Raw genomic sequence first — 25,448 nt, forward strand, 5'->3', positions numbered from 1 at the left:
CATCACTCCCCACTCCCACTGCAAAAGTAGGGCAGAATGGCAAGTAATCATCTAGAGGAGTATTTATAATTTGTTGATTTCGCCTTGACAAAATCAAACTCAGGTGGTGTGTAATGGAGCTTGATGTCAATAATCAAGGGAAAAATCCCTTAATTCAACATCCAGATTTTTCTGCTTTGGGTTATCAAGTTATCCGCGAGTTGGGACGCAACCAGCCAGGGGGACGCATCACTTACCTTGCTCATGTCCGTAACTCCCCACAAAGAGTAGTGATTAAAGAGTTCAGTCTTGCTCATGTTGGTGTAGACTGGCTGGGAATAACAGCTTATGAACGAGAATTACAAATCTTAAAAAGACTTAATCATCCCCGCATTCCGCGTTATATAGATACTTTCACCACCGCTACAGGGTTTTACATAGTACAGGAGTATAAAAACGCTCCTTCTTTAGCTGCAATACCAGATTTGCATCCAGAAGCAATTAAACAAATTGCGATGTCGGTTTTAGAGATTTTGGTATATTTACAGCAGCGTATTGATACGATTATCCATCGCGATATCAAACCAGAAAACATTTTAGTTGATGAGCAATTCAATGCTTACCTGATTGATTTTGATTTGGCACATATACAAGGTGAAAAAATGGCTCTTAGCAGTTTAGCCAGTGGCACGCCTTATTTTATGCCACCGGAAGAACATTTGGGTCAGCCTTTCACCCCAGCGTCAGATTTATATAGTGTAGGTGCAACGTTAATTTACTTACTTGCCAAGACTCGTTCTATCAGCATCAGTCAGTTAGTTAACGGTCAGTATCGCTTCAATTTGCAGGAATTCTCTACACTCAATCCTCGCTTAAGAAACTGGTTAAGCAGAATGGTAGAACCTAGATGGCAATACCGTTATCCAAATGCGGCGGCTGCATTAGCTGCACTAGAACCGATACAGGTAACAGGTAGTGGTAGCTTAATTGAAAGTTTGACGGCATTTCTCAGATTTGGCAAACAAAATACCATCATTGCCATAGCTATCATCAGTATACTAGCAGCCACCGGAATCACTTTGATTATGTCACCACAAGACGGTTTAGCCGAGCAAACACAGAAGATAGAGGATTAGTTAGAATTGTTGACCGTTGACTATTGACTAATTTAAGGGCGGGTTTAACCAAAATATCTGTTTGACAACGTGAGTCTCTCACAGAACCCGCCCCTACTAAGCTGTTAAGCATTTAATTTGCACATTGAGACCGCAGAGGGGCAGGGGGCAGGGAGCAAGGGAGAGGGTTTACAGCGTTTGCCAACATGAAAATGATGCAATTTAAATGACGATTAGCTTAACTATTGACTATTGACTATTGACTATTGACTGAGTTCCAATAAGCCGACGGGGGGAGTGATTTCGATGCGACGAGATGATATATCTACCACAGGTGCGATCGCTCTCACAAAGGGAATCAAAACTTTCTTGGGTTTTTGCTCATGATCATGTGGCGTTAACTGTACTTCTAGCAAATCATGACCGGCTGGAATGACATCAACTACTTTACCCACTAGTTCCCCGGACTCTTGCAAGAAGACTTCTATACCAATTAAGTCAATCACATGATATTCATCTTCTCCCAATTGGGGGCGATCGCTAATAGGGACGAATAATTTACAATCACGTAATTCTTCGGCTTGGTTGCGATGTTCGACACCAGCTAATTGAATGATATATAAATTTTTCCCTTCTACATAACGCCCTGCTAATAACTCAATGGGTTGTGGTTCTGTTTCCCCTGGACGCAATAACCAACGTGTTCCCGACTCCTCAAACCTTTCAGGAAAATCAGTTGTGGGATAAACCCGTACTTCCCCAGCTAAACCCTGTGGTGCGACGATTTTACCGATTTCTATCCAGTCATCGAGGTTGGGGGACTGGGGACTGGGGACTGGGGACTGGGGACTGGGTTTTTCTTTCTTCCCTGCTTTCCGTCTTCCTTTATTCTCTTGTGTTTGTTCGCGGTTCATTCTCAATATTTAATGTATTTAACTAATCACACACAACCTAAAAACACAGAAGCATTAAAGAAAGGGCGATACCGAATTTTACCAACTCTTTCCCCCTGCCCCCTGCCCCCTGCCTTATTAAGCACTAACCGCCGCACTTTGATAAACTTGCTCTGCGACTTTCGCTAACCGTTGCATTCCCAGAACAATTTCATCGTTGCTACCTGTGAGGCTGATACGTAAACATTGGTGTTTGTGTTGCCATTCTTCTTGTAAACCAGGGAAGAATGTACTACCAGGAACGATAATTACACCAACTTTTTTGAGTTCTTGGTAAAATTCCCAGTCTGTAATCGGTAAATCTTTTAGCCATAGCCAAGCAAATATTGCACCTTCTCCACGGTGTAAGAACCAAGGTAAATCTTTGGGCATGGAGCTATTTAAGGTGTCTTCTAGAACTGTAAATTTGTTTTGGTAGAAGGGACGAATTACAGTTTCGGAGATATGTGCCAGACTACCGGAGTTAATAGCACGAGCTGCGATCGCCTGTCCATAGCGTGAGGGATGAATACATAAGTTTGTCTGGAAGCATTCTAAAACTTGTATCCATTTTTCGTCCCCAATGGCAATGCCTATGCGTTCCCCTGGCAATCCAGCTTTAGATAAACTCATACAATGGATAATATTGTCGCCAAATACTGGCTGCATATCTGTAAAGTTTAAGGCTGGGAATGGTGGTGCATAAGCGGAGTCAATCAATACTGGTACGTCATAGGAAGCAGCAAGGGCAGCGATTTTCTGCACCTCATCTTTTGTCATGACGTTACCTGTGGGGTTACAGGGACGAGAAAAGATGATACAGCCTGTGTTTTCTGTAACTGATAACTGGTTAAAGTCAGGCCGATATTTAAATTTGTGATTAGCTGCGTCAATGTCGAGAGTGGGTTTGTAAGCTACTAAAGCCTCTGGAAACAAACAAACACCACCATAACCTGTATAATCTGGACTTAAAGGTAAAACTATTTGCTTGAGCTGACCATTATTAGTGTAGCCACCGAAAGAATTAGCAGCGTAGAAATAGAGACTTTGACTACCAGGGGTGAGCAGAATATTGCGCTCAGTTAAGTTTAAACCATAGCGTTTGTTAAAGTCGTTAGCGATCGCCTCAACTAATGGCGCGTAGCCTTGACTCGAACCGTAGCGACAAACTACTTCCCCATATTCTGAACTAGCCAACAATTCTGCTGTGTAGTCCCGCCACAACTGTTCTACCTCTGGTAAAATCAACGGGTTGCCTGCACTCAAATTAATTAATTCCTGCCCCCGATTAGCTTTTAGCGTTTCGTTAATGTCCTTCATAATTGCTCGGACACCTGTGAGGTTAGACATTTGAGAGCCAATTTTAGTTAGGGCAGGGTTCATAAGCTGTGCAAAAGTAAAGGTAAGTGAAGGGTTGACGACAATCTGATCAATTTATCGCGGCAGATAGATATCATTTTTCCAGTTTACCGCCTGTAACTAATGTACCAATCTCTTCCAAAAATGCAATTTTCTAGTTTACTGACACACGGACTATGAAAAAACTCGTAACCATCCTAAGATAGATATCCATAAATTTCCGACGATTACTTTCAGTGATCTGTGTTTCCCATTAGCACACTGACTAGAAGCAGCTGGTTGAATTCTGAATCTTGAATCTTGAATTTTGAATTTTGAATTTTGAATTTTGAATTATTTACGGGAGGGCTAACTCGTGGAAGTTAAAGCAGCAGTAGCCTATGGTGCGGGTAAGCCATTAACTATTGAAACTGTGCAACTAGAAGGGCCGCAAGCAGGAGAAGTTTTAGTAGAAATTAAAGCCAGTGGAGTTTGTCACACTGATGCTTTTACCCTGTCTGGTGCTGATCCTGAAGGGTTATTTCCCGCAATTTTAGGACATGAGGGGGCGGGTGTAGTTGTGGAAGTCGGCCCTGGTGTCACCAGTGTTAAGCCAGGAGATCATGTCATTCCCCTATATACACCTGAATGCCGCCAATGTGCCTATTGTCTCAGCTTTAAAACCAATCTCTGTCAAGCTATTCGTGCTACCCAAGGGCGCGGTGTCATGCCTGATGGTACTAGCCGCTTCAGAATTGGTGGAGAAATGATACATCACTACATGGGTACTTCTACGTTCGCTAACTATACAGTGCTGCCCGAAATCGCCGTTGCCAAAATTCGGGAAGATGCCCCTTTTGATAAGGTTTGTTACATCGGTTGTGGCGTAACTACAGGTATAGGCGCAGTGATTTATACAGCCAAGGTAGAACCAGGGGCGAATGTAGTAGTTTTTGGTTTGGGGGGTATTGGCTTAAATGTCATCCAAGGGGCGCGGATGGTAGGAGCAAATATGATTGTGGGGGTAGATATTAATCCTAGCAAGCGTGCTTTGGCAGAAAAATTTGGCATGACACATTTTGTCAACCCCAATGAAGTAGAGGGAGATTTAGTTAGTTACTTAGTTGATTTAACTAAAGGCGGTGCTGACTACAGCTTTGAATGTATCGGTAATGTCAAAGTCATGCGTCAAGCTTTAGAATGCTGTCACAAAGGTTGGGGTGTGAGTGTGATTATTGGCGTAGCAGGCGCAGGACAAGAAATTAGCACTCGTCCGTTTCAATTAGTAACTGGACGCGTGTGGAAGGGTTCAGCATTTGGTGGTGCGAGGGGACGCACAGATGTACCGAAAATTGTTGATTGGTATATGGATGGAAAAATTAATATTGATGATTTAATTACCCATGTAATGCCTATTGAGCAAATTAATGATGCTTTTGATTTGATGCACAAAGGCGAATCAATTCGCAGTGTGGTGACTTTTTAACAAAAGGGAAAACAAGAAAATATATTCTCTCCCTTTTTCAACTACGGTGTACAAGCAAATCTTATAACCTTGTTAAAGTTATCATTTTGCTCTCCCCTAATACAAATTCACAAAAAATGTGATTCAAATGCAAACACCACAAGCTATGCTGAGTCTCATTTTCTTAATTTTGTAGGCGCAAGCCTGCTCTCCGAGACACTACGCGAACCTATAGGGTATTTTGAATTTTGAATTTGTATAACCCCCTTGAAAAAATGGGGGGAACTGGAGGAAGACACATTCTGCACTAGTCCCTGTTTCTTGTTAATATCTCTTTCTTACCCACTAAATTTAAAGGCAACTGTACTGTAAAAGTTGTTAAATTATTACCGCTTATTACCTCAATTGTACCTTGGAGATACTCTACTAACTTTTTTACTAATGCTAACCCCAAGCCTGTGCTGCGATTTTGCCAAGCATCAAATTCATTGATAGGTGAAGTTTTATCAAAAATTGATAGCTTATCTGGTGTTTTATTCTGTGTAATTTGGTAAAAGGGTTCAAAAATACGAGATTGTTCTTTCAGGGGAATCTCTACCCCTGAATTATGCACACTAATTTGTAAAGATGGTAATAAGTGAAATCTAATGCCGTCATCTGTAACAACTGGATTTTCCTGATGGCTGGGTTTATTGGTAAAATGAGCAGTCACCGTGATTCTTTCTAGTGGAGGAGTATACTTACAAGCATTGGTAAGTAACTCTGAAATAATCCGATTCAGAAGACTTAAATCAGAAACTAAAGTTGGTAAATCTGGTGCAATACTAACTTCCAAAATTTGCTGTTGAGTTTGAGAAATCTTTTGAAATCCCTGAATTAACTGTGGTAGCCATTCTTGAACTTGAATTTTAGTTAATTCTAAAGGATAAACTTCCGCATCAATGATTCGCATACTGAGCAAATCGTCAACTAAGTTTAATTCCTGTTCACATTCATGATTGAGGATATTCAAGTAATGCAATGTAGTTTCAAAAGCTTCAGTGGCAAAGGCTTTGAAAATATTCTGTTGTTCGATAATATTTTTGAGTGTACTTATAGCCATTTTCATATTCGATAATGGCGTTCGCATTTCATGGGAGGTAGCTGCTAAAAAATCTTCTTTCAATTGATTAATTTTTTGCATTTCTGCAATTCGCAGTTCTAGTTGACGAGAACGTTCAGCTGCTAGATTACGTTCTTCTGTAATTCGTCTTTGGGTGTCATCTCGAAACACCATGACGGCTCCTGTCACCTCACCATAATAGTCTTTTAGACAAGCTGCACTATCTGCAACTGGTATGAGTAAACCATCTTTCGTTTCTAGTAGGGTGTTGCCACTAAAATAGACGGTGCTTTTTTGTTGGATAGCAAAGATGAGAGGATTTTGTACGGGTTGTTGAGATTTTTCGTCAATCAATTTTAAAATTTCTGTAACTATTCGATTTTTGACTTCATTGAGTTGCCATCCTGTGATTGCTTCGGCAACTTGATTCATGTATTTGATTTTTAATTGCGTATCTATCACAATTACTCCATCCCCCATTCCCCGCAATACGGAACACAAAAACTGTTCGCGTTCGTAGCGATTGAGTGCTGTTTGAATGGCTACATAAAGTTCTTGCTCTCTAATAGGTTTGAGGATGTAACCAAAGGGAAAGGTGAGTGTAGCTCTTTCTACGGTGCTTTGGTCAGAATGCCCTGTGACATAAATGATAGGAATTTGCAGAATATCCCAGATGATTTCTGCGGCTTGGATACCATCTGTTTGCCCTCTTAATCGAATATCCATGAGGATTAAATTAGGGCGTAATTCGCTGGCTTTAGTAATTGCTAACTCGGCTGTATCGGCAATATCGACAACAGTGTAGCCCAAGGATTCTAATGTCTCTTGGAGATTGATGGCCAAGATATATTCATCTTCGACAACTAACACCTTAATAGTTGCCATATTCTGTTTATTTGAGGAAAGAGTGACCATACTTATACCCTACCTGCTGTAAAGGAAATTTTAAATTCCGTTCCCTGGTGACTGTGAATTTCTAGCTGACCTCTCAACTGTTTGACTAGACCTAGAATCAGTGTCATACCGAGAGTTTTGCTTTTTTTCTGCTCAAATTCTGCAGGTAATCCGATGCCGTTATCACGGACAGTAAGTGTTAAATCATGATTGGTGATTTGGGATAAAGTTACTTGAATTTCGCCCCTATAATTCGCAGGAAAGGCATATTTTAGAGCATTAGAAACTAATTCGTTAATAATTAAACCGCAAGGGATAGCAGTCTCTATGTCGAGACTGATGTTTTCAACCTTGGTCTTTAATTGTATCTGATTAGAATTAACATTATAAGAGTCAAATAGATGGGTTGTTAAGTCAGGAATATATTGAGCAAAATCGATGTTTGCTAGGTCATCAGAACGGTAGAGTTTTTCATGTACTAGTGCAATAGAAGCAATACGATTTTGACTATCTTGAAGAATAGCTGTAGCTTGAGGATCTTGAGTACGTCTACATTGCATTTGCAGGAGACTACTGACAATTCCCAAGTTATTTTTGACGCGATGGTGAATTTCTTTGAGTAATACTTCTTTTTCCTTTAATGAAGCTTGGATTTTTTCACCTGCTTGCTTTTGTTCTGTAATATCTTGCTGCACAGCTACAAAGACTGCACCATATTCAGGATGCTCAAAGACGCAGATAGTAGCACTACACCAAAAAGGTGTACCATTTTTTTTAACATTATGGACTTCACAGGTAATTTCTACTTTTTGGGTGAGGCTAGTAGCGATCGCTTCGTGAACTGCTGTTGCTGCTTCTGGACTATCGGCATAATTCACAATGGAGATATGCTGACCGATTAATTCTCCAGAGTCATACCCAAACATTTGATCAAATTTGGGGTTAGTGTAAACAATCACACCGTCAGAGGCTCTAACTAAAAGAATTCCCTCTGCCATGTTGCGAGCAATTACTGCCTGCAATTCTAACATTTGCTCAGTACGTTTGCGATCGCTAATATTGATACCATTGCCGACAATTCGATAAATGCGTGAGTTTTCATCCCTTAGAGGAGTCAGATTAGTAATCCACCAAGTTAATTGTCCTTGGAATGGCAAACACTCTTCATAGGTGATAGTTACTCCAGCATTTACACAATCTTGATAGTGTTGCCGTACCATTGCTGCTGCATCTGCTGGCAGAATCTGTTCTGGAGTTTTGCCATAAATATGCTGTAACGAGAGGCCTGTAAGTAACTCGTGAGTGCGGTTTAAACCAACATAGCGAAAATCACTATTAATCACATCAACGACAAAAATTGCTTGTCCTACGCTGTCGTAAATACTACGTAAAAATTGTTCTTGCTCTAGCAATGCTTGTTTGGTTTGCTGGAGATCGCGCATTGCCGCTTGCTGTTGTGTAATGTCTGTCACCCTGACCAGATTAATATCTTCACCAGCAACCAAAATGCGTTTTACCGCCAGGTTTCCCCAAAAGAAATTCCCCTGTTTAGTGACGCATTCGATTTCTTTACTAGAAAACCCTTGACGATTAATTTGGTCAAGACAATCAGCCATTTCCTCTGGGGTCAATCGTTGTTTGCGTAAAGTTTGTCCATCAATCCCGATGAGTTCTGCTTTACTGGATGCGCCAAACATTTTGACGGCTTGCTGATTACAATCAATGATCAGTAAAGTTTCTGTGTCCACCAAAAACAGCGCGTCGGCAGATTCATTAAAAATAGCTTCTCGCAGGTCGCGACTGAGCATAATTTCTAATTCAGCTTGTTTACGCTCTGTAATATCTAGAATTGCTCCGATGAGCTTGATGGCTTTCCCTTGTCTATCCTGGACTACTTCAGCTCTAGATTCCAGGTAACGAATTGAGCCATCAGGGCGAATAATGCGATATTCACAAGAGAACAGGCTACAGTATGCAAGGGCTGCGGTTAAATGACTTTGGATCACGACGCGATCGTCTGGATGAACCATCTCTAAAAATTCGGCTGGGGTTGGTTCTGGTTGCTGGGGATCTAAGCCAAAAATTTCAAAACTTTCCGTTGACCAACTGCGCTGGGATGTATTGATATCTAACTCCCAGCTGCCAACATGGGCTATTTTTTGGGTAGTAGCTAGTCGTGCTTCACTATGGCGAATTTTTTCTTCTGATTCGATGCGTTCAGTGATATCCTGGGCAGTACCATACAGACGAATAGCTTGACCTTGATTGTTAAACTCTGCATGACCAATGCCTTCAATGTAAGTGACAGCATCATCTGTGGTCAGCTTACGCAGGAGCAATTTATAAGATTCACCCGTGAGCATAGACCGCTTCACCGCTTGGTCTAATTTTTCCCTATCTTCTGGATGATACAGTTCGAGATTTGCTTGATATGTTGGTTCTGGTTGAGTGGGATCTAAGTCGAAGAGATGAAATAACTGTTGTGTCCAAGTAATTTTTTCTGTAAGTAGATCAAACTCCCAACTACCCAAACGGTCAACTTGTTGCGATTCTGCTAATAATGCTTGATTTTTGCGGAGTATGTCTTCATTGTTCTTTGTTTCAGTGATATCTACTATTAGTCCATCCCAAATCACGCAACTGTTTGGATCTCGATGGGGTGTAGAACGTACTTGCAACCACTTTTTTTGACCACTAGGGGTGCAAATTTGGACTTGGATATTCAACACACAAAGATGCTGGTAAGATTCCTCAATTGCGGTTGCTAGTCGCTTAACATCTTCTGCTATCACTTGATGGTAAAGCAAACTGCAATCTTGGAGTGCATCTTCGGCGGTGACTTCCATTAAGGTTTCAATTCCGGCACTCAGATATGTGAAGCGATCGCTACTATTTAGTTCACGAACAACTTGATATATCACCCCATTAGGGAGGTTATCACCAATGGTTCGCAGCATAGCTTCCCTCTCTTGTAGAGCCATTGCTGTGGCTTTGCTTTCGCTGATATCTCCCAGGGAACCAACTAAGCGGACAGGATTTCCTGACTCGTCCCAAACAGCTTTAGCACGGGAGCGAAACCATCCATAGCTACCATCTTGCCGCCGTAGACGATACTCAACACTGTAGCTGTCTGTTTCTCGCTGTAAATAAGCTGCTTGTTCCGCTAAAACTCGTTCGTAATCATCAGGGTGAAGGCGTTTCATCCATTCCCCGTCTCTGGTGGTGAGTTCGTGGCGTGCATAACCTAGTAACTCATACCAACGGTCGGAACGGAAGGTTTGATCAGTAGTAATATCCCAGTCCCAAATTGCTTCCTCTGTACCGGCGATCGCTAATTCCCATCGTTCTTCACTGGCTTTAAAAGCTGCTTCTGTTTGTTTTTGGTGAGTGATATCACCACTAATACCTGTCACAACCCAGTAGTTGTTTTCTACATCCTGACGGGAAGTGTAAGTTGCAGAAATCCACCGGAGAGAACCGTCTTGATGATAAAATCTATACTCTACGGTGCTGGTATGACCCGCAAAGATATCTGCAAACAAGGGCATAATTACTGTTTCTACATCTTCTGGGTGAACCCTTGACATCCACAGATGCTTATTTTGGATAATTTCCTGGGATGTATAACCAAATATGGCTTCACAACCCAAAGATTGATATTCATATTCCCAATCGTAATTGGCAAATACCCGAAAACTGACAATGGAAGTGGTAACTGCGCTATTGAGAATATCATTCAAGCGAGATTCAAAGGTACAATAACGGGTTTCTTTTTGGGAGAGCAATTCAGTTATTTGCAGTAATTGGAAGGAATTACAGGTTTGTAAGGTATCTAGGATGGTGGCCGATGTCACCAAGCCTAACAACTCTCCTTGATGGTTAGTGACGGGTAAGTGGTTGATCTGATGTTGTTGTAATCTTTTTAAAACTGTTGGTAGATCCTGGGCTTCTGTTTCACTTACAGTAACTACAGGTTGGCTCATGAACTCAGCAATAGTTATATCTGCTAACTCCCTGTGAGCAGTCAGCGATCGCACGAGGTCGGTTTTTGTAAAAATACCCAGAAGTTTTTCCTGTTCTAGAATCAGTACGCAACTGGCTTGTGTTTGATTCATCAGATAGATAACTTCCAGGACTGGTGTGCAGGGTGCAACTTTTACCAATGCTTGTTGTTTGGTATTCAAGAGACTCGACTGATAGATATCCATCTGAGTGAGAATTTAATGAGTTGCAGCAAATAATTATTTACTGTTTAACTAAGCATTAGTATTGATGTATACCGCATTTTTTTACAAAATTATATTTTTTCTCACGAAATGTCTGAATTTTAGTAATGAAAATATAAAAAGCCTCTGCTATGTACATAGTCAGAGGCGGTTTGTATGGTGTGAGGAGCAAACATAAAGTTTACTTATAGACGATTCTAAGAGGCTATTGTGACAAGATGGTTACAAAACCTTGTCCAAAGTATTACGACTTTTCCAAAAAATCACATTGATACAATTGGTAGGGAATACCGATGCGGTAGTGATGTTGCGGATCAATTTGACAGGTAGTCTGTGCAGATAAATTTAACTGTTGAGGATAATCCCTGCGTCTGAGTCCTGGGGCGACTATCCATAAGTTTAAAGGTGATGTGACGTTAACTGAGAGTTGTGATAGTTTTCTCCAGACATTGGATACATCAGGCGACTTACTTACAGCTATAAAACTATCAGGATGGGATGTGTGATTTCTGATCTGCTCTAAAGCAAGTGCAAAACTCAGTCCTAAAGCAATATCTTGGTAACTATCATAGGTGACTACCAACATCACAGGTAAAGATGGTGCAGAATTCATATTGCGCGCCACCTGTTCTGGTTGAAACGGTTTTTGAAAGACAAAATTAGTCACCACAAAAATACTGCTTAATAACCCAATTATGAGCAAAATTGCTATTGCTTGAATTTTTTTGCCTTTTAAGGTTTGTATTTCAGTCAAACTAGCAGCCAGCAAGGCACAACAACTGGGATAATAGACAAAACTATAACGGGGAATAGCCGTAATATCCTTACCGGATAAATAAGCGATCGCCAAACACTGCAACATCACACCAGCTGTAAACATCAGTAGTGTGAATGTAGCCCCATGTGTTTGATCTTGGTTCCATAATTGTCGGCATCTAGGAAATAACTTTACTCCTAACCACACAGCGAAAACTAACATCAATAATCCACAGACAATGGTGATGATTAATGGTTGATTTTCCACTGGTAAAGCGATTACCATTAACACCAAATTGAGCAGGGTTTGATAAAAAGGTGCGAAAATACCAGGAGAATTGAGCCAACTAGTTTCGGAACGTTGAGCATGATTCCAGGTCACTAATAGCCAAGGTAAGAAGCAAATAATAATAGTAATAATAGATAAACCGAAATATAATATAATCTTGCGTTTAAACCTAATATTTTGATATTTAGACCGATAAATCAATAGTGATAAAGTGAAAATTTCGGCGATGAAATCTAAAATGAAAAAATAGTGAGTATAAAACCCAATAATATTAATTAAAGTCCAAAAAAACCATACTCTAAATCTCACTCGTTCCTGATGTATATCCTGTTGGATTTGCATCAGTCCCAATAAGGATAAAGTGATGATGAACATAGGTAAAGTATAATGCCGTGCTTCTTGAGAAAGATAGACAGCAAAGGGAGACACTGCCATGAACAAGGCAGCTACTATGCCAGATAGTGGTGAAAAAGCAAGATAATTTACGGCATATATCGCCAAAATTGCCCCGACACCAAATAAAGCAGGTAGCGATCGCAATTTCATCACCCAGTCATCACTAGATATTCCTATCCACCCCAGCCAGCGATACATCCCACAAAAAAATAGGGGAGGATGGGTAGATTGATTAGTCAGATTTTGGGCGATTTCGCTACAGCTAACCCCAGGCTGAAAAGTAAAAATCTTGGGGATATCTTGAAGATTTACCAGTACATCTAAAGGTAAATCATGGTAATTTTTACCTAAACTAAAGATAGCAGTAATAACTTCATCCATCCACAAAGGTTTGAGTTCTAAATAGCAAAAACGTAAAATCAAACCAATGGCGATCGCTCCTATGAATCCAAATCGACGAATTTTGATAATTGCCATATTCCTTAATGTGCAACTTCAAGGTAAAACAGCTTAGTACCATAACTGCATTAGCACATATGCTAAAACTGCACTACCTAAAGGTACAGTCAAGTTATCAACGCCCAGAAACGAAAAGGCTTCTAAACTAGTAGCAGTAAATGCCACTGCTAGGGATACTGCCCAAATTTGCCAAATATTGCCAAAAACACCTAATAAAATGAGGCTACAGACTAAAAAGCTGACCACTAACATGGCTAAAGAACCTTCCCAGCTTTTCTGTGTTCCCAACACTTTGTACTTATGTTGACCAAAACGTTGACCTACTAAGGCAGCGAGTCCGTCACCCCAGCACATGACCATCATCCCAATAGCTGCATACTGCTGTTGTTGTAGAGACCAAAAGCTAGCGACTAACACCCCGACGCTAACAGCGTAGAAAAATGTCCCTAAACTTTGTCTGCCGACACTATTAATACCAGGGAGAATCGGCAAAATGTAAGATAGTAAGGTGACGATACTCGCTAAGACAGAAGCACCGATGCCGATGCTGGCGGGAATATTTAGCCACCAAGCAATTAAAATAACGTGGCCAGCACCAATATGCACTATTTTGCGGAGGATTTCCGGATCACTAGTTGCAAAACGATTGACAAATCCGGCGATCGCTAGAATTAAAAACACCCAAGCTGCAACAATGGTAATTTGCAGCCATAGTGGTGGGGTGAGGATGAAATCAGGAAATTGAGTTAACAAAGGTGCTACAAGATAGAAAACATTTTACCCTTGTTATCAATGTATAAGATTTGGGCGACGATGATGAAGCAATTATTTATTTGGTTGATTAAAGGCTACAGAATATTTATCTCACCGCTATTTCCTCCCACCTGTCGTTTTCAACCGACTTGTTCAATGTATGCGATGGAAGCTATTGAGAGGTTTGGCGTATTTCGCGGTAGCTGGATGGCGACAAAGCGCATATTACGTTGTCACCCCTTCCATCCTGGTGGTTATGATCCTGTTCCCGAATTAGAAAATCAGGGAAAGAATGAAGGTAAATAGTCATCTAGATTGTCTTACTTTAGGTAAGATTTGATTTTCTGCTCTATGGATTCGCTAATAATTTCCGTTCCCATCTTGGGTTGTTCAAGACTAACTCGAACAAAATTTGTCTTGTCTGCTGATGTAAATTTATTGTCCCCATTAGAGTCTTTAATAATTCTGATAAAAACTGCATTTTGACTGGGGAGAACAACCCAATTCAGGACTTTGGTGTTTTGGGGTGTAACTTGCTGAAGGTTTTTCCCTGATACATCTGAAATGTAGCCAATTACCGCATCTTGTGAATCGAGCTTTTTGTCTTTGTTAGTATCTTGATCAATAATTCGATATAACCAAACTCTTGTCGGGGGTTTACCAGCAGATTTTGTTTCTATCCATTCGTAGGTATTGATAATTGCTTTTTTATCTAACAGTAGATGAGTTTCGCCGTCTTGTTTACGATAAAAGATTAAGTTGTACAAAGGAGAATAATTTTCTTTATAGGAACGCGAAGAATCTAAAATACTAGCTTTTTCTCTGTTACTTTCTTGAACATTAACAGGTATCATCACATAATCTGACTGTTCTTTGATAATCAGATCACCATAGCTAATTGTCGGTTCTTTTTGCTGCTCTTGAGCAATGGCTTGACTTTGTTCTGTTGACCTATCAACTTTGGCACGACAAGAGAATAAAAAACCAACTAAGAATAGCACAAATGTGATTTTCCCTAACCAATGATATTGATGTTTCATTTTGTTTACTGAGTAAGATTTATTGCTATTCTATTTTATTCTCCATGACAAACTGCACAAGTGTCACCAAAAATCAAGGCTCGCATTAATAGAGTCAAAAAAGACAAAGTTTGATGTAGAACTAGCAATTCCCCAAAGGAAATATCTGCAAAATTGAAAAGCCTGGTACGGGTTGACCAGGCTTTTCAATATGTATTGATTTCAAATTTTTAAGTTTAATCAACAAAAAGCAATTGAGTAGTTTATAACTAGGGTTGACATTGGAACTAACAAACTCAGCATTCTTTGTTTTTCCGCTTTGGGATTTGGCTTGGCCTGTTAGGGCTTTGTGCCACATGACATAAATTCTGCTGAAATTTGCTTGGGCTGTTGACAGGAGACACCTTGTCTTTTGCCCTGGGGTTTGGTTTGTTTTCTCTTGGTGTCTTGCTATCTAAGTTAGCACTCAGTTTGATGATGATCAACTAGTAGTTTACGAAAGTTGATATTTTGTAGATTTTTGCAATAACGACTTAAAACTTTGATCCCTGATTATATTTTGTAGATATCAGGTAGTAAATAGGGCATAGGGCATAGGGAATGGGGAATAAGAGATAGAAAAAACCATCCAATTTATTTTCTCCAAAACAACTGTTTCCCCCCTGCTCCCTGCTCCCTGCCCCCTTGCCATCAAAGTGATAGTATATTTTTTGAATTGGAAGTCCCTTACCAGTTCCACATAACAGAACTGTTATCAAGATGATCGGTAACAATACGACCGATCGCATCAATTTCTGAGAGTTCTTCAGGGGAAAGTTTCACATCAGCAGCGAGGGCGTTGTCTTTGGCTTGTTCAGGATAACGCGCGCCGGCGATCGCTTGAGTTTGGGGTTGAGCAATTAGCCAAGCTAATGCTAACTGTGCCAATGTGCAGTTATGGCTTTCTGCTATGGGGCGTAGTTTCTCTAAGGCTTGGTGGGCGCGTTCAAAGTTTTCGCCCTGAAATAGCTTATTGCCTGTACGATTATCTTCGGGATGAAACTTATATCCAGGGGCAAATCTGCCTGTTAATAGTCCTTGGGCTAAGGGTGAATAGGCCAAGATAGAAATATTATTTTCTCTGCAATAAGGCATAGCATCTTTTTCTACCTGCCGCCAAAACAATGAATATGGCGGTTGTAAGCTATCGATGCGGCCATATTGGGAGGCTTGAGCTAATTGATCGCGAGAAAAGTTAGAAACGCCAATGGCGCGAATTTTACCCTGTGCTTGCAAGTCATTGAGGGCGCGCATGGTTTCTGCAATGGGAACGATTTCAGTATTGAAAGAACCACTCGGCCAGTGAATTTGGTAGAGGTCGATATAATCAGTTTTGAGGTTTTTGAGGGAGCGATCGCAAGCTTCAATAACTTGATCATACTGGAGATGGTTTGCAAACACCTTGGTTGCATACTCGACTTGTTCACGCACATCAGATAAAGCTTCAGCCACAATCCTCTCAGAATGTCCTTCCCCATAAACTTCGGCTGTATCTATAGTGGTGATTCCAGCTTCAAAGGCGGCGCGGATAGTTTTAATGGAGTCTGCATCTTCAATTCCTACCCACCATTTCTTCCCGGCTTGCCAAGTTCCCATGAGGATGGGGGTAATTTCTACGTCAGATTTACCTAGTCTGCGTTTTTCCATAAAGGTTCTCTCAATTCATCTCCCTGGATAGTTCTATACTTTAACGGTCTGCGCTCAAAATAAAATCAGAGTTACAGTAGATGCTGATGGAATTAGGTCAAACGGTACATACCCTCAAAGAGTGGGCGATCGCCATTCAAGCTTTAGAAGCGGGTAAAACTATCATGTTGTTGCGAAAAGGCGGGATTCGGGAACAACAAGGACGGTTTCAAGTGACGCATCCACGGGTTTTACTTTATCCTACATTTGAACATCAGCAACCTTTACTACTTAAGGCAGAATATACCCATCTTGTCCAGCCAGTAGCTTCAGGATGGCATCCAGAAACAGTAAGAATCGGTAGTTGGGCAGAAATTACGGATATTTTTCCTGTGATGGATGAGTTAATCGTCAGTCGGTTATTACCTTTCCATATCTGGAATGAACATTTTATTAGCGATCGCCTTAAGTGGAAATCCCAGCAGCCATTATTTATCCTCTTGCTACGCACTTTCAAACTTGCTCAAGTGTGGGAAATTCCCTATCGTCCCGAATATGGTGGTTGCAAGTCTTGGATTGATATCACACAACCTATTGATTTACAAGGGTCTGAACCTGCTTTATCTGACTCAAATTACCAACATCTGAGGACAGAAATTAGGACAATAATTAGCAACAAGACTGATTAAATCTCGCGTCTATACAGGAATCAATTCTGCAATTAATCATCTGTATTTCGTAACAAAAATTAAAATGTTGCTGAAATAGTAACCCTCGATACATACACCTTTGGTAGTGGCGGATAACATTAAAAAAATCTTAGTCTTACATAAGATTGAGGCACAAACATTTGAACAATCTGTCTATCTACATATCTTCTGATGAATCAGCTCAAGGTCGAATAATTATTTAGGTAATTGTACGATTTTGAATTGTAGGTAAGTTGACTACCCTGGGAAGATTCTAAATTATCCCGCAAGGGTGAAGAAGCATTGACAAGAAAACGCGAATATGCAATAAAGGCAAAAAGCAAAGGAGTTTCCTATGTCTCAACAAATGTGTTGGATATCGAAAAGTAGCGGTGACGATGACAAAATTTTATATTTGCAAGAAGCACCTGGAAAACCTTGGCGACCCTACACAGCTTTTCCAAAATATTCAGTCCCAGATTATCCCATTCCTCGCGGCTCTAAAGGCTGGGCAACATATCAAAAACTCCGCAAAGCGGGGTGGACATTAGTACCTAGCGCGCGCGCCAATGAGTTTGGTGATAGTGTTTATGCAGAGTCTTCCTATACTCAACAGTAAATAGTCAATATTTGTTAGTTAGACAGTAGTTGTTCTATTTTTCTTGTCTTTTTGAAGACTGAGATTTAAAAACCTCTAGGAGAGCCTTCACCGCGAGGATCGGCTGCGCCTTCTAGATTATTGTCAACAGTAACAGCGATCGCGTTAACATTTCCCCAAGGCTGACTTTCTTTTATATTGTGTCCTCGACGACGTAACTCTTGCAGAGTCATTGCATCTAAACCCCAAGTTTCTACTCGCAATTCATCAGGAAACCACTGGTGATGTATGCGTGGCACGGATATTGCTGCACCAACGTCCATATTGTATTCCAGCACATTCAGCACTACTTGCAAGACCTGAGTGATAATTGTGCTACCACCAGGCGCACCTACTACCATCCGCAGATGGCCATTTTCGCTGATAATTGTCGGTGTCATGCTAGAGAGGGGAGTTTTGCGCGGTGCGATGGCGTTGGCTTCGTTACCCAATAATCCAAAAGCGTTTGGTATTCCTGGTGCAGCGACAAAATCATCCATTTCATTATTCAAGACAATACCCGTTCCCGATGCCACTACTCCCGCACCATAACCGTGGTTGACGGTGAATGTCAGACTAACAGCATTGCGTTCTGTGTCCACAACATTTAGATGACTCGTTTCAGGAGACTCATAACGAGTTGCTAGTTGCAGTTTGCGATTGAGGGGAATCTGAACTTGGGGAAGATTTTTCAGGAGAATTGGTTTGATTTGGGTTGCAGGGGTAGCTTGATCGGGATTAATTTCACTGCGGCGTTGTCTTGCGTAGTTGTCACTCAGTAATGCTTGCACAGGAACTTTGACAAAATCAGGATCACCTAAATATTGTGCGCGATCGCTATAGGTAATTTTCATTGTTTCTGTCATCAGGTGTAAAGCGTTGGGATGATGCCAACCCCAAGATTTTAAATCTGCATCACCGATGATGTTTAACATCTGCAATAACAATACACCACCGGAAGAAGGTGGCGGCATAGAACAGACTTGAAACTGGCGGAATTTTCCACATACAGGAGTCCGCCAGATTGGTTTATAGGCTTTGAGGTCGGCTAAAGTAATTAAACCGCCATTTTTCGCCATATCATTAGCGATCACACGGGCGATATCACCAGTATAAAAACTTTGGGGATTTTTAGCGATCGCTGTTAAAGTGCGTGCTAAGTCCCGTTGGACTAATTTTTCCCCTGGTTGATAAAATTCACCGTTGCGGGTGAAAATCGTCCTGGCGGCTGGGTTATTTAAAACTACTTGCAGACGATTAGTATAGACAGAAGCGGAACGCCAAGTAGCCTGATGACTGAGAGTAAAACCATCTCCAGCCAGAGCGATCGCAGGTTTTAAAACTTCCTTCCAGGGCAGCTTACCATAACGACGGTGAACTTCATACATTCCTGCCACTGTGCCTGGTGTAGCCACAGCTAAATAACCATTCACACTGGCATAGGGACGCACCTTTCCAGCTGCATCTAAGTACATATTTTTTGTAGCTTTGAGGGGTGCGCGTTCCCGAAAATCTAAAGCTTTGATTTCGCCAGTTTTCTCGTTACGCAACAATAAAAAACCACCACCACCAATCCCGGCGGAAAATGGCTCGACTACAGATATAGCAAAAGTCGTGGCGACTGCTGCATCCACTGCATTACCACCTTGACGTAATATCAAAAGTCCCGCCTCACTCGCCAAGGGATGGGCAGATACTACCATTGCTTTTTTGCTGCGTAAAGGTAAGGTGATGCTGGCTGATGCTACTTCGGTGTAGCAAAGCAGGCTGAGGGAAAGTATGGTAAATGCAAGGTGCTTGGTTTGAGCAAGAATAGGCATTTTTTTATTTTGATTACTATTGTTTAGACTACAACCTGGGATTGCATTTAACATTTCTGGATCGGAATTTAGTATAATTGTTAGGACAATTGCCGTACAAAATCTAAATTATGAGTAAAAGCTATCATGGCAGACACAAAGGCTAGAAGTCGTCAAAAAAATTCAACCAGCTCTAAAGTTGAACGTCTCGAAGCACGTATCAGTAAAGAGCAAAAAGAATTATTCCAGCGTGCGGCTGATATTCAGGGTCGAACACTCACAGATTTTGTGATTAGCAGCGTTCTCAAGGCTGCTAATGAGGTTATTCAAGAACATGAAATAATGGTTTTAAGCAGACAAGACCAAGAGGTTTTTGTAGAAGCACTACTAAATCCACCAGCACCAAGCGAAAAACTGCGTGCTGCTGCTCAACGCTATAAACAAAACATGGGTGTGTAAGTGGCTTTATCTGATGATGATTATTTCATAGAGCCGCTAGGAAAGCATGACCGGGCGGCTTTTTGTTGTGGTGTTGAAGAACTAGACCGTTATTTAAAACAACAAGCCGGACAAGATGCTCGTAAGCGAGTGGCTGCTCCTTTTGTGTTAGTTGAAAAAAGTTCTGGTAGTATCGCTTGTTATTACACACTTTCAGCCACAAGTATTAAATTGGGAGAATTACCATTAGCAATAAGTAAAAAATTGCCAAAATATCCTATAGTTCCTGCAACCCTTCTTGGTCGATTAGCTGTAAATCAAAACCATCGCCAAAAAGGATTAGGAGAAATGCTATTAATGGATGCACTTTATCGCAGCCTCAACAGCGAAATTGCCACAACTGCTGTAATAGTTGAGGCCAAAGATGATGATGCTCGTTCTTTTTATGAGCATTATAATTTTATGAGGTTTCCTGATTTTTCTCACAGACTTTTTCTAATGATGGAAACTATCGCCAAAATGTTTGCGTAAATAGGAAAACTTTTTCACCCATCTTGTAAGCATCTTCTTCCATGTAAATGATGCGATTGTTATTTTCTCTTCTTAAATTACCTATTATTCAGATTTACTAATAAATACAAATCCTCGCGTTTTACCGGAAACTGAATCAACTGTATTCATTGCTTTCCACAAATCCGTTGTCTTCACCCAAACGGGCGGATATTTATAACGGGAGACATCCATAATTAAAAATCTATCTGTCTGCTCGTTATATGCGGCTAAAGGCGATATGTGTCCCCCACGTTCCTGATTAATTTCTTTACGTAAATAATTAACGATGACAAAATTTCCTGGCTGTTGTAAATTGGCTGCCGCCATTTTTCTAAAGTCATCTATATTAGAATCAGCAGCATGATAGACTTTAACGCTGACATCATAACTAGCAATTAATCCTCCCAGTTCTACCAAAGTTATACCTTGACGTGAGACTTTTTCTGGAGTAATGACTGCTTGAGTTTTGGGATTACTAAAAAAGTTCTCTTGTGTAAAAATTCTATAGGGAGAATATTGTGGTGCTACTGGTGCAGAAATTTCCAGGCTATTGAAAACCATTACAATACTAGCGACACCACAATAAGCTTGATTATTTTGAGTAATAAACTGGCTACTTAAAGGAAAGAAGTCTTCCCGATGACGACTAGTAATTAATAAATTTTCTCCAGCGTCAGAGTTGAAATTAACTAGATTAGGAGCTAGTTTGAGAGTTTGAGATAGTGCTTGATTGCTAGCAGTAGATAACCCGATAATGGTAGCGGAAATAAAAGTTTTAATACTTGTTTGCAGCTTCAAAATCATCTCTATACTTTTTCTATAAACAAAATTTCAATGGATGTTAAACCTGAATCGTGTTAGCGATGCGTTAGCACGGTTCAGGAATCACCGCACTTTTAGGGTAGTGAGGATGTCAAGAAATACCCAATAAGATACAATTCCTAATTGGGATGGAAAACTGTAATTCCCAATTCACTACGCCATTGAGTTAAGGGTTTTTCCCAATTATCTTCCCATTTTTGTGCCATCAAGGGTTTGGCGTTGAGTCCCATTTCCCAACCGCGATAAATATACTGCATAATGGCTGCTAATTCTGGGGTATTATTCAAGAAGTTAATAATACCAGCAGTCATAATAGCGATCGCAATGGGCGATTTCATCTGTGCTAGCTGAAAAGCTTGTAACCCCAGTTCCCCTGGTGCGTCAGTCTTAAACCCAGTTACAATATGATGGATATCATGGGTTTGACTGCGGCGCAAACTGACATAACTAATATCGTCTTTGACTTCTCTGGGACGATAAAATGTAGGATCAAAGTTGTTTGCAGTTAGATACGCTGCAAACTGATAACCCAAGGAATCTGGCGAATAGGTGAGTAATTTGGCTACATCTGGTACGGGGGCTAAATAACGTTCCTGAATAATTGCTGCTACTTCCAGTTGTGATTTGAGATATTCTACAGAGATGGTGCTGAGTTCTGTTTTAGCAAGAATCGCATCTAAATCATAAATTGCTGAGAACGTTGCAGGGTCTTGAGTCATTATACAAAAACTCTGGAGTGCCTGAATTTGTTCAGCTAGGGGAATTTCTTGTTGGGTAGATAAAATCATGTTTAGTTCCCTTTTTTAGTAAAAAACATAAATCTATAAATACTGCTAAACCAGAAAAATTCTACTAGACCAGGGAATGATTACCCAGATAAATTTTGATGAAACTTAATTTTCTACCTTTAATTTTTTTTCTAGCCAACCAATTAATGAATCTGCCAATAAAGCGATCGCGGCGGCAGGAACTGCACCTGCTAAAATTAACTGGTTATTCACAATAGCAATTCCTCGAAAGATAAATACCCCCAAACCCCCAGCCCCAATTGCAGCCGCAATAGTCGCAACCCCAATTGCAATCACTGTTGCCACTCTCACCCCTGCTAAAATTACCGCCATTGCTAAGGGAATTTCTACCTGAAATAACAATTGTCTATCAGTCATTCCCATCCCCCGCCCAGCTTCGCGAATTGCAGGATCTACGCTGGTAATTCCTGTATAAGTATTACGAATTATCGGCAATAAGGAATATAAAGTTAAAGCCACAATTGCCGGAACAGCACCAACTCCGCCAATTACAGGTACAGGAATTAGTAACCCAAATAAAGCTAAACTCGGAATAGTTTGCAGGATATTAACAACACCTAAAATTGGTTGTCGGAGTTGCTTTTGCCGGGTGATAAAAATTCCTAAAGGAATCCCCACAATAATGGCAATACTAATAGCAACACCCACCAAAAATAAATGCTCTAGCGTGTGTTGTAAAATTTCTGGGGCATACTTCACTAAAAAGAAATCTTTCATAGGTTGTCTTGCTGGGAACGCAGACATTGGAGAAAAGCCAGAGTTTCTGGATGTTGGGATTGCATGAATTCATCCTTGGTACCTAACACTACCAATTCTCCCCCATACATTAACCCAATGCGTGATGCTAAAACAAAGGCTTCTTGAATATCGTGGGTGACAAACACCACTGTTTTACCTAATTCCCGTTGCAACCGCCGAAATTCTTGTTGTAATTCTAAGCGTGTAATCGGATCAAGTGCGCCAAAAGGTTCATCCATTAATAATACAGGAGGATCGGCGGCTAAAGCTCTAGCTACGCCTACCCTTTGTCTTTGTCCCCCCGATAATTCATGGGGATAACGCCTAGCAAATTGCGCTGGATCTAGTCCTACTAAATGTAATAATTCGTAGACTCTGGTTTTAATTTGTTTGGGTTTCCAACCTTCTAGAGAAGGAACTAAACCCACATTCCGTTCGACTGTGAAATGGGGAAATAGACCAGTTTCTTGAATAACATAGCCAATTTTCCGCCGCAGTTTAATTTCATCCCATTGGGTAGTCGCTACACCATTAAATAACACCTCTCCTTGGCTGGGTGTCAATAAGCGGTTAATTAATTTCATAGTGGTAGTTTTACCGCTACCACTACGTCCCAGTAATACTAATGCTTCTCCATGATGAATCGCAAAATTGAGATTTGACACCAAAGAACGATGGTTACGACTCAAGGTAACATCACAAAATTGAATGGCAATTGAGTTAGCTTGTGGCATGACAGTGAAAAATTATGCTGCCTGTTAGCCTCAGATTCTACTCTTTGGCATACCTTAGCGTAAACCTTTTCGCTCCTTGGCGTTAATTAACTACTAGCTACAATGCCTTTGTTGCTGACTCACCAGCTTTCTTTAATTGGCGCGTTATTTGCAACAACATGAAACTCAAAAGGATTGTGTGTCCGATAATTCCCATAATGGAAGTAATTATTGTTACTTCACCTGATGGATATAAAACAACTACGGGTGCAGCTACGGAAAATAGCCAAAGGAAAGTATAGTTTTGAGGAGAGGAAAACAGCATACCCAAAGCTACGACTGGTAAGATCATCACACCGATCATCACACCATTAGTCAAAAATAGCCTTTGTCCGTGTTTCATCAGTAAAAGTAGCTGTGTTAAGGCTGCATAGATGAGGGTGAGACTACCAGCAAAGATGAGGGCGACTAAGGAAACAACTTTATCCTCTCGATCAGCTAAAGAAACAAGGGCAAATAAACTCAAGCCTGTAATGGCAATCATGACATTAATCGCGATCGCCAAGATCGCCGGACTTTTTTCACCCCAAATTAAGTCTTGAACTAAATTCAGCTTTTTACCCTGTTGAGTGCCGAAATGACGATAACGCGCCCAATCTTGTAATGTGTGACGATGGGGAGTTAAGGCTGCAATTAAATACAAGCAAAAACACAAGTCCAGAAACATCAAACAAGCGATGTTTTCTCGCATGGCGTAAGTATAACTACCATCACCAAAGACTAATTGTGACCAGTTAGCAAAGCCCACAGTAATAATTGTGAAAGCTGATGTGAGCCAGTAACTCTGTTGTTTACTGAGCATGGTAGCATTGCGATCGCGGAAGCATCTTTGTAATGATTGCCAAAGAAAATAAGCTCCCACTAAATGAATCACTACCGTAAAACCAATAATTTCTACCCAACTGTTTCCTATTAGAAAATTAAACCAACGCACATTAGCTACATCCATCCTATTTGTGTCGTTTCCCAAACTGGAAATGACATAATAAGGATTCAGGAAATTCAAAATTTTAAATGGATGATTACTGGTAGTGCCGCTTGTAATTACTTGTTGAGTGATTGACAAAAATCCTAAAACTGCGCCACTTCCTAACCACGCTTGAAAGCTACCTAACCAAGAACCGACCAAACCAAATAACAGTGCGCCACTAAAGTAAAGTAAACTAGAAGTAAGAACCAGAATATAAAAACCGCAAATCAAACCTAAAGGAATTTGAGCGTTTAAACCTAACCATAAATGAAACGGAATCGCTAGGCACACTCCCAAATAGACTAAGATGGGAACTCCTAACATTTTACCGAAAAGAATACTTTGGGGTGATTGCGGACTCAAGCGAATAAAGTTGAGTGTATCGCGTCTTTCTTCTGTAGATAAATCGTTAATGAGTAGGTAAATACCCGCCACAATAATTACAAAAATCCCCAGAATACTCAGCCAGCTAAATGTATCTTGAAACCACACTTGCCAATTTATATCCAGATTCCCGGAATTATCTAAAAAGCATTCATTGTAAATCTCTAAATTCTGACCTCGACAATATCTATTTGAACCGATTGGATTACTGGGTAAAAGACCTTGAAAATAAAGGAACACCACCAACTGCGTCAGGAAGGAAGCAACCATGATGATTAACACATTGCGTTTATGCAATCGTCCTTTAATCTCACGTAATAATTGCGGATTCCAGTCTCCGATTTGATTTATCCAGTTAGTTTGCATAGTGAAAACTCATGTGGTGTTAGGTGGAATTGACTTACACAACTGGTAGATGTTTTAAGTTTATAGTCAGGAATATGTTCCTA

General features: G+C 40.6%; 21 protein-coding genes. 7 read left to right on the forward strand and 14 right to left on the reverse strand.

Going from position 1 to position 25,448, the window contains the following annotated elements; translation table 11 throughout:
* Window positions 1–113: 113 nt before the first annotated feature.
* Window positions 114–1,115 (forward strand): serine/threonine-protein kinase, encoded by a 1,002-nt coding sequence (locus CLI64_RS02830; protein WP_103135812.1) that lies wholly within the window; start codon window positions 114–116, stop codon window positions 1,113–1,115.
* A gap of 242 nt (window positions 1,116–1,357) precedes the next feature.
* Here the strand turns inward: CLI64_RS02830 and rimM are convergent, their stop codons facing one another.
* Together rimM and CLI64_RS02840 are read right to left on the reverse strand one after the other, a co-directional pair.
* Window positions 1,358–2,008 carry a ribosome maturation factor RimM gene (gene rimM, locus CLI64_RS02835; RefSeq protein WP_103135813.1) on the reverse strand — a complete coding sequence of 217 codons (651 nt, stop codon included), beginning with the start codon at window positions 2,006–2,008 and terminating at the stop codon, window positions 1,358–1,360.
* 117 nt (window positions 2,009–2,125) lie between these two features.
* Window positions 2,126–3,409 carry a valine--pyruvate transaminase gene (locus CLI64_RS02840; RefSeq protein ID WP_103135814.1) on the reverse strand — a complete coding sequence of 428 codons (1,284 nt, stop codon included), beginning with the start codon at window positions 3,407–3,409 and terminating at the stop codon, window positions 2,126–2,128.
* 331 nt (window positions 3,410–3,740) lie between these two features.
* Here CLI64_RS02840 and CLI64_RS02845 point away from each other — a divergent pair, with 331 nt between their 5' ends.
* Window positions 3,741–4,850, forward strand: coding sequence for an S-(hydroxymethyl)glutathione dehydrogenase/class III alcohol dehydrogenase (locus CLI64_RS02845; RefSeq protein ID WP_103135815.1), 1,110 nt, complete (start codon window positions 3,741–3,743; stop codon window positions 4,848–4,850).
* 286 nt (window positions 4,851–5,136) lie between these two features.
* Here the strand turns inward: CLI64_RS02845 and CLI64_RS02850 are convergent, their stop codons facing one another.
* From CLI64_RS02850 to CLI64_RS02865, 4 genes are all read right to left on the reverse strand, one after another.
* Window positions 5,137–6,816 (reverse strand): response regulator, encoded by a 1,680-nt coding sequence (locus CLI64_RS02850; protein ID WP_225977491.1) that lies wholly within the window; start codon window positions 6,814–6,816, stop codon window positions 5,137–5,139.
* Between the two features lie 32 nt (window positions 6,817–6,848).
* Window positions 6,849–11,009: a PAS domain-containing protein gene (locus tag CLI64_RS02855; RefSeq protein ID WP_225977492.1), complete on the reverse strand. Its 4,161-nt coding sequence runs from the start codon at window positions 11,007–11,009 to the stop codon at window positions 6,849–6,851.
* Between the two features lie 286 nt (window positions 11,010–11,295).
* A complete protein-coding gene (locus tag CLI64_RS02860; RefSeq protein WP_103135818.1) occupies window positions 11,296–12,969 on the reverse strand; it encodes a glycosyltransferase family 39 protein in 1,674 nt (557 codons plus the stop codon).
* Between the two features lie 33 nt (window positions 12,970–13,002).
* Window positions 13,003–13,704 carry a diacylglycerol/polyprenol kinase family protein gene (locus CLI64_RS02865; protein WP_103135819.1) on the reverse strand — a complete coding sequence of 234 codons (702 nt, stop codon included), beginning with the start codon at window positions 13,702–13,704 and terminating at the stop codon, window positions 13,003–13,005.
* A gap of 63 nt (window positions 13,705–13,767) precedes the next feature.
* Here CLI64_RS02865 and yidD point away from each other — a divergent pair, with 63 nt between their 5' ends.
* On the forward strand, window positions 13,768–14,010 hold the full coding sequence (gene yidD, locus CLI64_RS02870) for a membrane protein insertion efficiency factor YidD (protein WP_225977594.1): 243 nt from the start codon (window positions 13,768–13,770) through the stop codon (window positions 14,008–14,010).
* A 14-nt stretch (window positions 14,011–14,024) separates the two neighbouring features.
* Here the strand turns inward: yidD and CLI64_RS02875 are convergent, their stop codons facing one another.
* Together CLI64_RS02875 and CLI64_RS02885 are read right to left on the reverse strand one after the other, a co-directional pair.
* Window positions 14,025–14,744 carry a hypothetical protein gene (locus CLI64_RS02875; RefSeq protein ID WP_103135820.1) on the reverse strand — a complete coding sequence of 240 codons (720 nt, stop codon included), beginning with the start codon at window positions 14,742–14,744 and terminating at the stop codon, window positions 14,025–14,027.
* A gap of 705 nt (window positions 14,745–15,449) precedes the next feature.
* On the reverse strand, window positions 15,450–16,409 hold the full coding sequence (locus tag CLI64_RS02885; RefSeq protein ID WP_103135822.1) for an aldo/keto reductase: 960 nt from the start codon (window positions 16,407–16,409) through the stop codon (window positions 15,450–15,452).
* 80 nt (window positions 16,410–16,489) lie between these two features.
* On the opposite strand from CLI64_RS02885, the gene CLI64_RS02890 reads away from it, so the two are divergent.
* Window positions 16,490–17,077, forward strand: coding sequence for a DUF1802 family protein (locus tag CLI64_RS02890; RefSeq protein ID WP_103135823.1), 588 nt, complete (start codon window positions 16,490–16,492; stop codon window positions 17,075–17,077).
* Window positions 17,078–17,432: 355 nt separating this feature from the next.
* Window positions 17,433–17,696 (forward strand): hypothetical protein, encoded by a 264-nt coding sequence (locus CLI64_RS02895; protein WP_103135824.1) that lies wholly within the window; start codon window positions 17,433–17,435, stop codon window positions 17,694–17,696.
* Between the two features lie 65 nt (window positions 17,697–17,761).
* Here the strand turns inward: CLI64_RS02895 and ggt are convergent, their stop codons facing one another.
* Window positions 17,762–19,534, reverse strand: coding sequence for a gamma-glutamyltransferase (ggt, locus tag CLI64_RS02900; RefSeq protein ID WP_103140563.1), 1,773 nt, complete (start codon window positions 19,532–19,534; stop codon window positions 17,762–17,764).
* Between the two features lie 126 nt (window positions 19,535–19,660).
* Here ggt and CLI64_RS02905 point away from each other — a divergent pair, with 126 nt between their 5' ends.
* Together CLI64_RS02905 and CLI64_RS02910 are read left to right on the forward strand one after the other, a co-directional pair.
* A complete protein-coding gene (locus CLI64_RS02905) occupies window positions 19,661–19,972 on the forward strand; it encodes a DUF1778 domain-containing protein (protein WP_103135825.1) in 312 nt (103 codons plus the stop codon).
* Complete coding sequence (locus CLI64_RS02910) at window positions 19,973–20,482, forward strand: GNAT family N-acetyltransferase (protein ID WP_103135826.1); 510 nt, start codon at window positions 19,973–19,975, stop codon at window positions 20,480–20,482.
* Window positions 20,483–20,566: 84 nt separating this feature from the next.
* Here CLI64_RS02910 and CLI64_RS02915 read toward each other — a convergent pair whose 3' ends face one another.
* From CLI64_RS02915 to CLI64_RS02935, 5 genes are all read right to left on the reverse strand, one after another.
* Window positions 20,567–21,307 (reverse strand): phytochelatin synthase family protein, encoded by a 741-nt coding sequence (locus tag CLI64_RS02915; RefSeq protein ID WP_103135827.1) that lies wholly within the window; start codon window positions 21,305–21,307, stop codon window positions 20,567–20,569.
* A 137-nt stretch (window positions 21,308–21,444) separates the two neighbouring features.
* Complete coding sequence (locus tag CLI64_RS02920) at window positions 21,445–22,113, reverse strand: Coq4 family protein (RefSeq protein WP_103135828.1); 669 nt, start codon at window positions 22,111–22,113, stop codon at window positions 21,445–21,447.
* A gap of 105 nt (window positions 22,114–22,218) precedes the next feature.
* Window positions 22,219–22,851, reverse strand: a complete 633-nt coding sequence (locus CLI64_RS02925; protein WP_103135829.1) for an ABC transporter permease — start codon at window positions 22,849–22,851, stop codon at window positions 22,219–22,221.
* Complete coding sequence (locus tag CLI64_RS02930; protein ID WP_103135830.1) at window positions 22,848–23,606, reverse strand: ATP-binding cassette domain-containing protein; 759 nt, start codon at window positions 23,604–23,606, stop codon at window positions 22,848–22,850. The genes CLI64_RS02925 and CLI64_RS02930 overlap by 4 nt, the downstream gene beginning before the upstream one ends.
* A gap of 97 nt (window positions 23,607–23,703) precedes the next feature.
* Window positions 23,704–25,365, reverse strand: a complete 1,662-nt coding sequence (locus CLI64_RS02935; RefSeq protein WP_103135831.1) for a hypothetical protein — start codon at window positions 25,363–25,365, stop codon at window positions 23,704–23,706.
* Window positions 25,366–25,448 lie beyond the last annotated feature (83 nt).

Source organism: Nostoc sp. CENA543 (genome assembly GCF_002896875.1).
Classification (GTDB): Bacteria; Cyanobacteriota; Cyanobacteriia; order Cyanobacteriales; family Nostocaceae; genus Trichormus.